The sequence below is a fragment of the Streptomyces regalis genome, assembly GCF_001509475.1.
In the GTDB taxonomy this organism is placed as follows: Bacteria; Actinomycetota; Actinomycetes; order Streptomycetales; family Streptomycetaceae; genus Streptomyces; species Streptomyces regalis.
The window spans coordinates 80,914-93,583 of sequence record NZ_LLZG01000243.1 but is presented as its reverse complement, the minus strand read 5'-3'; the positions used below and the strand labels follow the sequence as shown (position 1 = coordinate 93,583).

12 protein-coding genes and 3 pseudogenes are annotated in these 12,670 nt (G+C 70.8%); 6 read left to right on the top strand and 9 right to left on the bottom strand.

Translation table 11 applies throughout. The features are described 5' to 3' along the window. The 3 genes and pseudogenes from ADL12_RS24745 to ADL12_RS24735 form a co-directional block, all read left to right on the top strand. Positions 1-262: ArsR/SmtB family transcription factor (locus ADL12_RS24745; protein ID WP_063806727.1), on the top strand; the 262-nt coding region annotated here is incomplete at its 5' end. Beyond that, on the top strand, positions 259-1,044 hold the full coding sequence (locus ADL12_RS24740) for an aquaporin (RefSeq protein WP_062705256.1): 786 nt from the start codon (positions 259-261) through the stop codon (positions 1,042-1,044). The genes ADL12_RS24745 and ADL12_RS24740, both read left to right, overlap by 4 nt. Next, a pseudogene (locus ADL12_RS24735) lies at positions 1,041-2,110 on the top strand (ArsO family NAD(P)H-dependent flavin-containing monooxygenase). Before ADL12_RS24740 ends, ADL12_RS24735 begins: the two are co-directional and overlap by 4 nt. 9 nt (positions 2,111-2,119) lie before the next feature. Here the strand turns inward: ADL12_RS24735 and pstS are convergent. The 4 genes from pstS to ADL12_RS24715 form a co-directional block, all read right to left on the bottom strand. Next, positions 2,120-3,271, bottom strand: a complete 1,152-nt coding sequence (pstS, locus tag ADL12_RS24730) for a phosphate ABC transporter substrate-binding protein PstS (RefSeq protein ID WP_167364431.1) — start codon at positions 3,269-3,271, stop codon at positions 2,120-2,122. A gap of 183 nt (positions 3,272-3,454) precedes the next feature. Next, the gene (locus ADL12_RS24725) at positions 3,455-4,684 is read right to left on the bottom strand and encodes an MFS transporter (protein WP_062705254.1); all 1,230 of its coding nucleotides are present in this window, start codon (positions 4,682-4,684) and stop codon (positions 3,455-3,457) included. A gap of 111 nt (positions 4,685-4,795) precedes the next feature. Further along, positions 4,796-5,170: an ArsR/SmtB family transcription factor gene (locus ADL12_RS24720; RefSeq protein WP_062705252.1), complete on the bottom strand. Its 375-nt coding sequence runs from the start codon at positions 5,168-5,170 to the stop codon at positions 4,796-4,798. A gap of 54 nt (positions 5,171-5,224) precedes the next feature. Further along, a complete protein-coding gene (locus ADL12_RS24715; RefSeq protein WP_062705250.1) occupies positions 5,225-6,280 on the bottom strand; it encodes a flavin-containing monooxygenase in 1,056 nt (351 codons plus the stop codon). Positions 6,281-6,395: 115 nt separating this feature from the next. Here ADL12_RS24715 and ADL12_RS24710 point away from each other — a divergent pair, with 115 nt between their 5' ends. After that, on the top strand, positions 6,396-7,760 hold the full coding sequence (locus ADL12_RS24710; protein WP_062705248.1) for an NAD(P)-binding domain-containing protein: 1,365 nt from the start codon (positions 6,396-6,398) through the stop codon (positions 7,758-7,760). Between the two features lie 5 nt (positions 7,761-7,765). Next, on the top strand, positions 7,766-8,974 hold the full coding sequence (locus tag ADL12_RS24705; RefSeq protein ID WP_062705246.1) for an MFS transporter: 1,209 nt from the start codon (positions 7,766-7,768) through the stop codon (positions 8,972-8,974). 76 nt (positions 8,975-9,050) lie between these two features. Here ADL12_RS24705 and ADL12_RS24700 read toward each other — a convergent pair whose 3' ends face one another. Both ADL12_RS24700 and ADL12_RS56750 read right to left on the bottom strand, forming a co-directional pair. Continuing rightward, complete coding sequence (locus tag ADL12_RS24700) at positions 9,051-10,103, bottom strand: serine hydrolase domain-containing protein (protein WP_062705244.1); 1,053 nt, start codon at positions 10,101-10,103, stop codon at positions 9,051-9,053. Positions 10,104-10,195: 92 nt separating this feature from the next. Further along, a pseudogene (locus ADL12_RS56750) lies at positions 10,196-10,333 on the bottom strand (glycosyltransferase); the annotation flags it as partial. On the opposite strand from ADL12_RS56750, the pseudogene ADL12_RS24695 reads away from it, so the two are divergent. Beyond that, a pseudogene (locus ADL12_RS24695) lies at positions 10,322-10,855 on the top strand (tyrosine-type recombinase/integrase); the annotation flags it as partial. The pseudogenes ADL12_RS56750 and ADL12_RS24695 sit on opposite strands and share 12 nt — an antisense overlap. Before the next feature lie 180 nt (positions 10,856-11,035). Here ADL12_RS24695 and ADL12_RS24690 read toward each other — a convergent pair. From ADL12_RS24690 to ADL12_RS24680, 3 genes are all read right to left on the bottom strand, one after another. Next, positions 11,036-11,863, bottom strand: a complete 828-nt coding sequence (locus tag ADL12_RS24690; RefSeq protein WP_062705242.1) for a class I SAM-dependent methyltransferase — start codon at positions 11,861-11,863, stop codon at positions 11,036-11,038. Between the two features lie 98 nt (positions 11,864-11,961). Beyond that, a complete protein-coding gene (locus tag ADL12_RS24685; RefSeq protein ID WP_062705240.1) occupies positions 11,962-12,282 on the bottom strand; it encodes an ArsR/SmtB family transcription factor in 321 nt (106 codons plus the stop codon). Positions 12,283-12,347: 65 nt separating this feature from the next. Next, positions 12,348-12,650 (bottom strand): hypothetical protein, encoded by a 303-nt coding sequence (locus ADL12_RS24680; RefSeq protein WP_062705239.1) that lies wholly within the window; start codon positions 12,648-12,650, stop codon positions 12,348-12,350. Between the last annotated feature and the right edge of the window lie 20 nt (positions 12,651-12,670).

Here is a 12,670-nt window from a genome sequence, read left to right as displayed (position 1 = left end):
GCTCAGGCTCCAGATCGTGACCCTGCTCGCCAAAGAGATGCTGTGCACCACCCACCTGGTGGAGGAGACCGGTGCCCGGCAGACCAACCTCTCCAACCATCTGAGAGTGCTGCGCGAGGCCGGGGTCGTGGAGACGGAGCCGTGCGGCCGGTACACGTACTACAGGCTGCGCCCGGACGTCATCACCGCGCTCGCCGGTCAGTTCGCCGATCTGGCCGAGTCCGCCCGTACTGCCGCCGACAACAAGAGGGCCTGTCCGTGACCCGCACCGAAGCATCCGCAGCCGTGGCGTCCGCCATACCTGTCGTCGACTCCGAGGCGCCGGCGGATGCCGCACCGCCACGCAGACCCCTCCTCGCACGAGCCGCCGCCGAACTCGTCGGCACCGCCGCCCTGGTGGCGGTCGTGGTCGGCTCCGGCATTCAGGCCACCGACCTGAGCCGCGACGTGGGTGTACAGCTGCTGGCGAACTCCCTCGCCACCGTCTTCGGCCTCGGCGTCCTGATCCTCCTGCTCGGCCCCGTCTCCGGCGCGCACTTCAATCCGGTCGTCACGCTGGCCGAGTGGTGGACCGGCCGACGCGGCGGCAGCGGGGTCACCCTCCGCGATGCAGCCGTGTACATCCCGGCCCAGATCGTCGGCGCCATCGCGGGCGCGATCCTGGCGGACGCCATGTTCGGCGAGCCCCTGGTGGAGTGGTCCACACACGACCGCTCGGCCGGACAGCTGCTGCTGGGTGAGGTCGTCGCCACCGCCGGCCTGATCCTGCTGATCTTCGGCCTGGCCCGCACCGACGGTCTGCGCTTCGCCCCGGTGGCCGTCGCCTCCTACATCGGCGCCGCGTACTGGTTCACCTCGTCGACGTCCTTCGCCAACCCGGCGGTGACGATCGGCCGTGCCTTCACGGACACGTTCGCGGGTATCGCGCCCGGCTCGGTCGCCGGGTTCATCGGCATGCAGATCGTCGGCGCTGTGGTGGGGTTGGCGCTCGTGGCGCTGATCTTCATGCCCGACCGGACCGCCTCCGAGCGTTCCGCCGGGTGACGCACACGACGCAAGTGGTGGTGATCGGCGGCGGTCAGGCCGGGCTCGCCGCTGGTTTCCACCTGCGCCGGCTCGGCCTGGACTTCGTGGTCCTGGACGCCCAGAGCGAGCCCGGCGGCGCCTGGCAACATGCCTGGGGCTCACTGCGCCTGTTCTCTCCGGCCGCGTACTCCTCGCTGCCGGGGCGCCCGATGCCCGTACAGGCGGGGGAGACGTACCCGGACGCGCGCCACGTGGTCGGCTACCTCACCGAGTACGAGCGGCGCTACGACCTTCCCGTGCACCGTGCCGTACGAGTCTTGGGGGTTCACCGCGACGGCCGGCATCTGCGCGTCGAGGCCGACGCGGGCAGCTGGCGCGCCGGGGCTGTCGTCAGCGCCACCGGCACCTGGTGGCGTCCCTTCCTGCCTGCCGTGCCCGGCCGGTCGGAGTTCCGTGGACGTCAGCTGCACACCGTCGAATACCGTAGCCCGCGCGACTTCGCAGGGCAGCGAGTCGTCGTGGTCGGCGGCGGCAACTCCGGCGCGCAGATCGCCGCGGACTTGGCGTACGAAACCGAGCTGACCTGGGTGACCCAGCGCCCGCCCCGCTTCCTCGCCGACGACATCGACGGCCGCGCCCTGTTCGACGCGGCCACCGCCCGCCGCCGCGCCCTCGACGAGGGCCGCACGGACACCGGCGGCGTCGCGTCCCTGGGCGACATCGTCGCCGTACCGCCCGTACGCGAGGCCCGGGACGCCGGGCTGCTCAAGGCATCCCCCATGTTCGTACGCCTCGAACGTGACGGCGTAGTCTGGGCCGACGGCACCCGAGCGCCTGCCGACGCGGTCATCTGGTGCACCGGCTTCCGTCCGGCGCTGTCGCACCTGGCGCCCCTGGGGCTGCGCGGCCGACGTGGCCACATCGCCACGGTCGGCACGCGGTCCGTGGCCGAACCGCGCCTGCGCCTTCTCGGCTACGGCGACTGGACGGGCCCTGCTTCCGCCACCCTCATCGGCGTCGGTTCCGCCCCGCACGCGAAGCCGCTCGCGAGCTCGCCGCGCTCCTGGACACAGGGCACGGCTGAGCGACGCCGTCACGACAGCGTTGCGACGACCCCACGCACTTGCTCGGCGACGTTCTCCGGCAGGGGTGCGTAGTGGATCTCGGGGAGGATCTCCTGGCCCTCCTCACTCGCGGTGTAGGCCAGGAAGGACTTGAGGGCGGGCAGCACCTCCTTGTCGTTGCCGCGGTCGCAGACGATTTCGTACGTCACCAGCACGATCGGGTACGCGCCCGCCGCCAACGTGTCGTAGTCGAATTTCAGGGTCAAGTCCTTGCCCTTGCCGATGACTTCGGCCGCCGCAATGCCCGCGGAGGCGGTCGTGGTGGACGCCTCGACGGGCTCGGCGGCCCCGGTGTCGATCCGCACCGTGTCGATCTTGCGGGCGGTGGCGAAGGAGAGCTCGAAGTAGCCGATCGCGCCCACGGACGAGGTGACCTCCGAGACGACACCGTCCGACCTGTCGGCCGAGGAACCGCCCTTGCCCTGCCAGGACTTCTCCGCAGGGTACGGCCATTGGGCCGGCGCCGCTCCGGCCAGGTAGGCGTTGAGGTTCTGGGTGGTGCCCGAGTCGTCCGACCGGTGCACGGCCTTGATGGAGAGGTTGGGCAGGTTCACGCCGGGGTTCAGCTGTTGGATCGCCCGGTCGTTCCACTGCGTGATGCGGGAGTCGAAGATCTTCGCAAGGGTCGGCGCGTCCATCACGAGACCGTTCACGCCCGGGAGGTTGTACCCAATGGCGATCGGTCCGCCCACCATTGGCAGGTCGATGGCCCGGCCTCCCGGACACACCGCCCGGGACTGCTCGACGTCAACGGGCTTCAATGCCCCGTCGGTACCGCCGAACGCCGTGAAGCCGCCCAGCAGGAACTGGTTCACCCCCGCGCCCGAGCCCACGGGGTTGTAGGCGATCCGCACGCCCGGGCACGACCGCTCGTACTCCTTGATCCACCGCTTCATCGCGTTCTGCTGCGCAGTGGACCCGGAACCGGGCACCTTGCCCTGCTTGGCACAGTCGGCGCGGGCTACGGCCGGGGGTGCCGTGGACGTGTTCCGGTCGGTGTCGTCGCCGTCCTCGCTCTTCATCTTGATCAACAGTGCGCCGGCCAGCGCCACCGCCACGGCGGCCGCCGTGGCGCCGACCGGTAGGAGAACGCGCCGTCGGTCCTTGCGTCGGTGCTGCACCCTCGGTCTCCCCTTGAAAGCGATCCGGGACGGGCAGACCGGAGCGCAGAGCCACGCCCTTGGCAGCCGCTGCGCTCCTCATCCGTCAGGACATAGATGCTTACCTATGTGAAACGGGAGTTGGTGACGGGAGAGCGAACGTCTGCTGACGCGTTGGCGCCATGCCAGCCGCTTCTCTCCTCGTCACCGCCGCGCTGCTATAAGCAGGCCGGCCAGAGCGAGGATCATCCAGGCGGCGAGGTAGGTGAAGGCCGCAGTCGGGGAGACCGCACTCCACAGGACGCCGGCCACCGTTGAGGCAGCCAGGTTTCCCAGCGACTGCACGCCCGCCAGCAGTCCAAAGGCGGAGCCGCGCAGCTCCTTCGGGGCGAGCGAGGCGACGGCGGCGTGCTGGGCGGTCTCCACCGCACCGATGCCGATACCGGCGAGCAGGAACGGGATCGCCAGGACGGTGGCGACCGCGCCGGTGACGGCGAACAGCCCGTACGCGGCGGCGAAGGCGGCCGCACCCCCGGCCAGCACGAGGAGAGGGCCGCGGGCACCGAGCCGGTCGGCGAGGCGTCCGGCGGGCACCGAGGCGAGGGTGGCGGCGACGTTGTAGGCGGTGTAGAGGCCGAGCGCGATCGTCGTGGCTGCCTTCGTGCCGTGCTCGGGTGTCAGCAGTTCGGAGGCGCGCAGAATCAGCAGGGTGGCGGCCACGTTGCCGACCTCGAACGCTGTGACGGCCGCCATGAGCCTGCCCAGATCGCCCCGCAGCACGGGCCGCAGCCGGATGCGCAACAGCACCTTGTCGCGGCGGCTCGGGCGCGGGGTGTGGCGGATCGCGTAGGCGATCGCCAGGGCGGCGAGCAGGCCGGGGATCACCGAGAGCCCGATCGCCCACTGCACGCCCACCCAGGCGACCAGCCCGAGTGCGAGGAGCGGACCGAAGATCGCGCCGAGGTTGTCCATCATCCGCTCGAAGCCATACGCCCGCCCGTACGCCTTCGCCGGCACGATGTCCGCCAGCAGCGCGTTGCGGGCCGGAACCCGCAACCCACGAGCGGTCCACGCGGCGGCCCGCAGCACGCCGACCTGCCATACAGCCGTCGCGCCGGCCGTGGCCGCGCCGAGCACGGCGGTGGTGGTGTAGCCGCCGATGGCGACCTTGCGCCGTCGGCCCGGGTCGTCGGCCAGCACGCCGCCCCCGAACCGGGCCGCACCGGCGAGAGCGTCGGAGACCCCTTCGATGGCTCCGAGAGCCGCGGCCGGGGCACCCAGAGTGGAGGTCAGCAGCGACGGCAGCAAGGCGGTGGGAATCTCGTGGCCGACATCGGCCAGGAAACTGGCACTGCCGATGCCCCGCACACCCGGCGTCAGCCACTTCTCCTGGTCGACGGCTCTCTGGTCGGCGGGCGGCGCGGTTTCGGTCATGCCGGGTAGTCTCCCGCAGCGATCGGAGCCTCGGCACTGGACGATCCGCCGATTCCACCGCAGACCGACCGGAGGAGACCATCAGCCGCCACCGCCGCCGGGGCGGATCGGTCAGGGTGTTGCGGTGGTGGTCAGCAGCTTGCTCATCGCCGCGAGTACGGACGGCTCGACCCGGTAGTAGACCCAGGTGCCGCGCCGCTCGGAGGTGAGCAGGCCCGCCTCCTTGAGCTTCTTCAGGTGGTGGGAGACGGTCGGCTGGGAGACGCCGACGTCGGAAATGTCGCACACGCATGCCTCACCGGCTTCAGCCGAGGCAACAGCCGAGAACAGCCGGAGGCGGACCGGGTCGCCGAGCGCCTTGAACATCCGTGCCGTCCGCTCGGCCTCCTCGGCGGTGAAGGGGCGCTCGGTCAGCGGCGGGCAGCAAGGCGCCACGGCCTCGTGGGCCTCGGGTTCCAGCAGCGGCAGCGCCTTGACGTTCGACATACGTCTATGTTGACACATGTCGAACCAGGGAGGGGATGTCGAGCGCGACCGGGCTCAGCTCCGGGTCGGGTGAGCGGCCAGGTGGCGCGCGATGCGGGCAGCGTCCCGGCCGACCCCGCGCAAGGAGTTCGACGACAGGCTGCGCTGCCACTCCAGCCCGACGTACGCCAGACCGGGATGGGTGAGTGAGATGCCTTCCCGGTGGAGCGGGTGCCCGTGCTCGTCGAGGGCGCCGAGCGGGGTCAGGTAACCGAGGTCGGGGCGGTAGCCGGTGGCCAGCAGGATGGTGTCGACGTCCTCGGCGCTCCCGTCGGCCCAGGTGACCTTGGAGCCGTCGGCGCCGGTGAACACTGGGCGCCGGTCCGGGGCGCCGGCCGTGACGGCTGCTCGGTAGCGGCCGTCGTCGATGACCAGCTGGGTCGGTGGTGTGCGGAGGAAACGGCCGACCGGCAGGACGTAGATCCCCGTGCGTGTCAGCCACCAGTGCAGGTCCCTGCCGAGTGTGAGCTGCCGGGCGAAGCGGACTGGGTGCCGCGTCGCCAGGGTGACCTGGGCATGGGCGCCGAGTTCGGCGGCGATCTGAACGGCGGAGTTCCCGGCCCCGACGACCACGACACGCTGTCGCGCGAAGGGTTCGGGCGCGCGGTACTCGGCTGCGTACAGCATGGCGCCGGCGAAGCTCTTCAGGCCCGGCAGTGCCGGGCGATGGGGACGTCCGAAGATGCCGGACGCCGAGACCATGGCCCGTGCGGACAGCTGTGTGCCGCCCTTCAGGGTGAGGGCGAAGGAGTCGCCGTCCGGCCGGACTTCCAGTACGCGCGTTCCCGTGCGGATATCGGCGTCCAGGCGGTCGGCGTAGCGCAGCAGATAGGCGACGACCTCGTCCCGATGCGGGTAGCGGTCCGGGTCTCCATCGAACGGCACCCCCGGCAGTGAGCTGTATCCGGCAGGGGAGAAGAGGGTGAGGCTGTCGTAGTACAGCGGCCACGACCCGGCCGTCCGGTCGCTCGCCTCCAGAATCACCGGCTGCAGTCCCTGCCGGCGCAAGGCGTATGCGGTGGCCAGGCCGGACTGGCCACCGCCGATCACTGCAACGTCGACTTGTTCCATGCGAGAGCCCCCCAGATCTCCAGATTCGATAAATGTCTATGTTGACGCACATCGAATCAGGTGCCATGCTGGCTGCGCAAGAGATCGACGGATGTCGAAGCAAAGGGGAATCGTCGTGAGCGCGTCCACCACCGACCAGCTGCCCGTCGTGGTCATCGGAGCCGGCCCGATCGGCCTGGCCGCCGCTGCCCACCTCATCGAGCGCGGCATCGAACCGCTGGTCCTGGAGGCCGGACCGTCAGTCGGCACGGCAGTCCGGGACTGGTCGCACGTGCGGCTCTTCTCCCCGTGGGCGGAGGTCACCGACCCGGCCGCCGAGAAGCTGCTGGCCCCGACCGGCTGGGTACGTCCGGACGGCGCTACCTACCCCACGGGCGGTGACTGGGCCGAGCGGTACCTGCAGCCGCTCGCCGACGTGCTCGGCGACAAGGTCCGCTACGGCGCGACCGTGACCGGCGTGGCACGCGCGGGCCGCGACCGCATCGTCGACGCCGGGCGCGAGGAGCAGCCGTTCACCATGCACATCCGCACGGCGGAGGGAAGCGAGGAACGGATCACCGCCCGCGCCGTCATCGACGCCTCCGGCACCTGGTCGACGCCCAGCCCGATCGGCGCGAACGGCCTGCCGGCCCTCGGCGAGAAGACGGCCGCCGACCGCATCTCCTACCGCGTCCCCGACCTCAAGGACCCGTCCGTACGCGCCCGTTATGCGGGCAAGCGCACCGCCGTCGTCGGCTCGGGCGCCTCCGCCTTCACCGCCCTCGCCTACCTCGCGGACCTCGCGAAGGAGGAGGACGGGACGCACGCGGTGTGGATCCTGCGCCGCGGCATCAGCGCCAACACCTACGGCGGCGGCGACGCCGACCAACTCCCCGCCCGCGGCGCCCTCGGCCTGCGCGCCAAGGCCGCGGTGGAGGACGGCCACGCGTCCGCCGTCACCGGCTTCCGCACTGAGTCCGTCGAGCAGGACGGCGACCGGCTGGTCCTGGTCGCCGACGACGGCCGCCGCCTGGACCAGGTGGACGAGGTGATCGTCCTGACCGGTTTCCGCCCGGACCTATCTTTCCTCTCCGAGGTCCGGCTCGGGCTCGACGACCGTCTCCAGGCGCCGACCGCGCTGGCCCCGCTGATCGACCCGAACGTGCACTCCTGCGGCACTGTCTACCCGCACGGCGTGAACGAGCTCTCCCACCCGGAGCAGGGCGTCTACCTGGTCGGCATGAAGAGCTACGGCCGCGCACCGACCTTCCTCGCCATGACCGGCTACGAGCAGGTCCGCTCCATCACCGCCGCCCTCGCCGGAGACCGCGAGGCGGCCGAACGCGTCGAACTCACCCTCCCGGAGACCGGAGTCTGCGGTGGCGCGGGCCTGTTCGACGAGCCCGACGCCGCGCAGGGCGGCGACGGCGGTGGCTGCTGCGCGGCCCCGACCACCCTCCAGATCGGCGTGGGCGCCCCAGCCTCCTCCGGGGGCTGCTGACCGTCGTGACCGACCTCCACGCCCGCCAGGCCGCGACCGGAACCGGGGACCGGTCGCGGCCCCGCGCCGTCCTGCCCGCCCTCTGCCTGACCCAGATCACCAGCTGGGGCATCGTCTACTACGCCTTCCCCGTCCTCAACTCCCGCATCACCGCCGACACCGGCTGGTCCACCACCGCCACGACTGGCGCCTTCTCCGCCGCCCTGATCGTCTCCGCGCTCGCCGGCATCCCCGTCGGCCGCATCCTCGACCGCAGCGGCCCGCGCGCGGTCATGACAACCGGCTCGCTGCTCGGCGCCACCGCCGTACTGGGCATCGCGTGCGCGCCCAACCTCCTTGCCTTCACGGCCGCTTGGATACTGGCAGGGGCGGCCATGGCCGCCACCTTCTACCACCCCGCCTTCGCCGCCGTAACGCGCTGGTGGGGCAAGGACCGCGTCCGCGCCCTCACGATCGTGACCCTCGCTGGCGGCCTGGCCTCCACCGTCTTCGCACCCCTGACGGCAGCCCTCGCCGAGCACCTCACCTGGCGTGCCACGTACGCCGTCCTCGCGGCAATCCTCGCCGCTGTCACCATCCCCGCCCACGCACTCGCACTCCGAGCTCCCTGGCCACCTGCACCCCGGCCGCAGAACCAACCGACCAGCGAGGTCAGGGCAGTTGCCCGCAGCCGCCCCTTCCTCCTGCTCGGCGCCGCACTCACCCTCAACGGCTTCGCGATGTACGCCGTCGTCATCGCCCTGGTCCCGCTGCTGACCGAACGCGGAGCCAGCCCCACCGCGGCCGCCTGGGCCCTCGGCCTCGGCGGAGCGGGCCAGACCCTCGGCCGCACCCTCTACGCCACCCTCGCCCGCCACACCGGCGTCACCACCCGCACGGTCACACTGATCACTGCGGGTGGCGCGACCACCGCGGCCCTCGCCATCACACCGGGCCCCTACTCCCTGCTTCTCCTCCTGGCCATCATCGCGGGCATGGTCCGCGGCAACCTCACCCTCCTCCAGGCCACCGCCGTCACCGACCGCTGGGGCACCACCCACTACGGCCACCTCTCCGGCCTTCTCGCAGCCCCCGTCACCACCGCCAGCGCACTCGCACCCTTCGCAGGAGCGGCCCTCGCGGGAGAACTCGGGGGGTATCCGGCGCTCTTCGGGCTTCTTGCCGGAATCTCGGCTGGTGCCGGTGTCCTGGCCGCGGCTTCCGTCAGACGCTGATGGGATGGCTGCAGACACAGACCAAGCAAAGAGGTCCGGTCCCGGCCGCTTGGCCGAAGTCCGAAACCGGCTCAGCTCACGCAAAGGCGAGTGAGCGGAATGTGTTGCGGACGTGGGTGAGTGGCTCGCGGTCGCGGCTGTAGTAGAGCTTGTTGGTGAGCAGGGCCGCCCATCGGTCCTTGCCAGGTGAGACCCAGACGCCCGTGCCGGTGAAGCCGTAGTGGACCCAGATGTCGTCGGATTCGGGCGTGGTGTCGGGGGCCGGGTGCCAGAACAGTCCACGAGGCGGGGTCAGTTCCCCTGTGTGGATCTGCAGGGATTCCTTGATCCAGTCTGGGCCGAATCCGGGTGCCTCGCTTGACCGGGTTGGGGCGAGCAGGTAGCGCAGGAACGTGGCGAGGTCGTCGAGAACGGAGAAGGCGCCTGCGATGCCGCACACCCCGCCGAGCAAGCGGGCGGAGAAGTCGTGTGCGGTTCCCCGAAGATGGGTCCGCGTCCCGTCGTCGAGTTCGGTGGGCGCACAGCGCACGGCTGTGTCGGTGGGCAAGGGCCCGAAGCTTGTCTCTGTCATGCCGAGGGGCTGCCACACACGGTTGGCTGCGAGTGCGTCGAGGCTCTGGCTGGAGAGGTGTTCGGCCAGGTAGCCGAGGATGAGGGCGGCGCGGTCGGTGTATTCGACCGCCTCGCCGGGCGGCCGGTGCAGGGCCTCGCGGAGGACGCCGTCGCGGACGTCCTGGGGATCGGTGCCGTACAGGTTCTTCAGGTTGGCCCGGAGCGGGACACCGGCGGTGTGGGTGAGCAGATGACGAGCGGTCACCTGCGCCAGAGGGTGCCCGCTCACCTCGGACCAGTAATCGCCGAGGAGAGTGTCGAGTTGCAGCTTGCCGTCCTCGACGAGGCAGCCGATGGTCGACCATACGGCCAGGATCTTGGTGAGGCTGGCGACGTCGAAGACGGTGTCGTGCCGCATGGGCTCGCTGGGTTGCTCGGGATCCAGGACGCCCACGGTCCCGCTGGCAGCGGTCCCCAGGCTGTCGCCAACGGCCCAGACGGCGCCGGGGTACACCTCGTCGCGGACGCCGTCGTGGAGAAGCTGGTGGATGCGGGCGGTGTCGAGGTCGAGCGCCATGGTCTCCCGATCGATCGTGGGTCGTGTCGTGCGGTGTCCCGGCGCTCAGCGTAGTGACGAGCCGGGCGCGGATCCCGTTGCGGCGTGCGTGGTCAGGCGAGCTGTTTGCCGAGGTCGGTCAGGGCTGCGGCGGTGGCGGTCAGGGGGTAGCGGGCGGCATTGGTGCGGCCTGCAGCCTGGAGGGCGGGCAGAAGGCCGGGGGTGGTGCGGAGCCGGTTGAGGTCCTGGCCGAACTGCGCCGTCGCAGTGTCGATCTCGACGAATGCTCCCTGCGCGTCACACAGGCTTCCCCGGAGCTGACCAACGGCAGGCGCGTCACCGGCGATCCCAAGACTCGGGCGGGCAAGCGCACCGTCTACCTGCCGGACTTCCTGAAGCCCGAGTTGCGCCGCCACCTGCAGTGGTTCGCCGAGAAAGAGCCGGACGGCCTCCTGTTCGTGGGCGAGAAGGGAGCGCCCTTCCGCCGCTCGACCTTCGGACGGAAGTGGCGCAAGGCGAGGACCAAGGTCGGTATGCCGGACAACTTCCGCTTCTACGACCTCCGCCACACCGGCAATACCCTCGCCGCCGACACCGGCGCCAAGCTGAAGGACCTCATGGTCCGGGCCGGCCAGTCCTCGGGGCGAGCCCAGCTGATCTACCAGCACTCGACGGCGAAGCACCAGCGCAAGCTCGCCCAGGGCATCGATGCCGAGGTGCGGCAGCAACTGCGCCAGGCAGAGGAGGCGGAAAGGCCGGCCGCAGAAGCGTGACGACTCGGTGGGCCGTAGCGAACCCGATCGGGTTCGCTACGGCTGTAGCCGCGCCGGGACCGAACTCGGGAGCCGGAACGGGATCGCCCTGACCGGTGTCGACCTCGTCGGCCGGCGACCCGGGACGCACTGGACGCGGCCCCGCTCCTCGGCAGTCTCTGTATGAGATAACCGTGCAGTTCAGGGCAGTTGGACCAGACTGAGCCGGTACTCCTCGACCTGAGGCAGCCGCTGCGCGGCGAGGCCGGTCAGCATCTCCTGGGTGGCGGCCGGGAGTGCGCCGTACATCGGGGTGGGCAGGCTGCTGAGCGTGTGGGAGGCGAGGATCCGAGCTCCCGGTTGCCACTCGGCGAGCTGCGTCGGGTCGGCGCAGGTCCACTGCATCCGGGCGTCCACCTTGCTCAGCGCGTCGTGCTGGTCCTGGGCGTCGACGAAGCTGGGTCCGGTTGTGTCGAGGGCCAGTGTCGATCCGGGGAAGCGGGTGGCCAGCAGGTCGACGACGTGGTGGACGTCCGCCTCGGTCAGGAAGGGCAGGACGGCTTCGGCGGCGAAGAAGTACGGGCCGCCGGAGTGCGCGGCGACGGTCGTCGCCCATGCCTCGTCCGTGACCGATGCGGGGAGTGTCGTGCGCCGTGGGGTGTCGGTGAAGAACGTACGGCGCAGCTCGATCACGTCGGGCAGGTCGAGTTCGAACCAGCGGGCCCGGCCGTTGTCGGTGCGCTCGAATCGGGTGTTGAGGCCGGTGCCGATCTCCACCACAGTGCCGTCCGGGTGGGCGGTTAGGAAGTCCGCCGCCCAGCGGTCGAACAGGCTGGTGCGCAGTACCGTGCCGGTCAGGCTGGGCAGATGGTCGAAGCGGGCGAAGTCGTAGTCGATCGCCGCGACGATCTCTTCGGCGCGGGGGTCGGTGAGGATCGGGTCCTTCTTGCGGTTTTCCACCGCCCGGCCGTACAGCGGGATCAGAAGGGTCTCCTGGATCGTGCCCAGGTCTGCGCCGCGCTGCGCCATGACCGCCTCCCCGGCTCGCGTGAGTGGGGACGACGCTATATGAAAACGGATCCCATTAACAAGAGGTGCCCGGCCCCGCCGCGTGTGACGGTGCCGGGCTACTCCTGTGCGTGCCGGATGGCGTCCAGCACGATGTGGGCGACGTGGTCGTCGGTAAGGCAGTACTGGATCTCGCGGGCCTGACGCCGGGTCGTCACGATCCGGGAGTTGCGCAGCACTCGAAGGTGCTGGGAGACCAGCGGCTGGCTCACTCCGAGGGCGGCGACCAGTTCGTGGACGTACTTTCCGCCCTGGGACAGCTCGCGCACGATGCCGAGGCGGACCGGGGACGCCAGAGCCTTCAGCAGGTCACTGGCGGCCTGCAGGTCGCGTAGCGGCTCGTCCGTCACGGCCGTGGAAGGGGGCGGGGTGGTTGCCATATGCACACATTAGCATGTGGCAATGGTTTTCGGTTGGTGTTCCCTTTACTGAACGCCGGCCCGGATCAGTGGTCGTCCCAGTGTCCGTCGTGGGCCGCGTGACGGTGGCCGTCGTGCACGTAGTCGACGTGGTCCTCGTGCGGGACGGCGACGTGGCCGCAGCCTTCGCCGTGCTGGTGGTCGTGGCCCTCATGGGTGGTGTGTCCGGCGCCGGCGCACTCGTCGACGTGGTCCTCGTGGGCCCGGTGGATGTGGCCGTCGTGCGCGTAGTCGGTGTGGTCGCCGTGCGGGATGGCGACGTGGCCGCAGCCCTCGCCGTGGGTGTGCGTGTGGCCGTCGTGGGTGCGGTGTTCGGCGGCAGTCGTCATGTCGTGCTCCTGGGCGTGCT

Coding starts and splice junctions, on each gene's coding strand:
- ADL12_RS24725 (WP_062705254.1), bottom strand. CDS start 4,684: ATGACCGAAACCGCGCCGCCCGCCGACCAGAGAGCCGTCGACCAGGAG.
- ADL12_RS24720 (WP_062705252.1), bottom strand. CDS start 5,170: ATGTCGAACGTCAAGGCGCTGCCGCTGCTGGAACCCGAGGCCCACGAG.
- ADL12_RS24715 (WP_062705250.1), bottom strand. CDS start 6,280: ATGGAACAAGTCGACGTTGCAGTGATCGGCGGTGGCCAGTCCGGCCTG.
- ADL12_RS24700 (WP_062705244.1), bottom strand. CDS start 10,103: ATGGCGCTCGACCTCGACACCGCCCGCATCCACCAGCTTCTCCACGAC.
- ADL12_RS24690 (WP_062705242.1), bottom strand. CDS start 11,863: ATGGCGCAGCGCGGCGCAGACCTGGGCACGATCCAGGAGACCCTTCTG.
- ADL12_RS24685 (WP_062705240.1), bottom strand. CDS start 12,282: ATGGCAACCACCCCGCCCCCTTCCACGGCCGTGACGGACGAGCCGCTA.
- ADL12_RS24680 (WP_062705239.1), bottom strand. CDS start 12,650: ATGACGACTGCCGCCGAACACCGCACCCACGACGGCCACACGCACACC.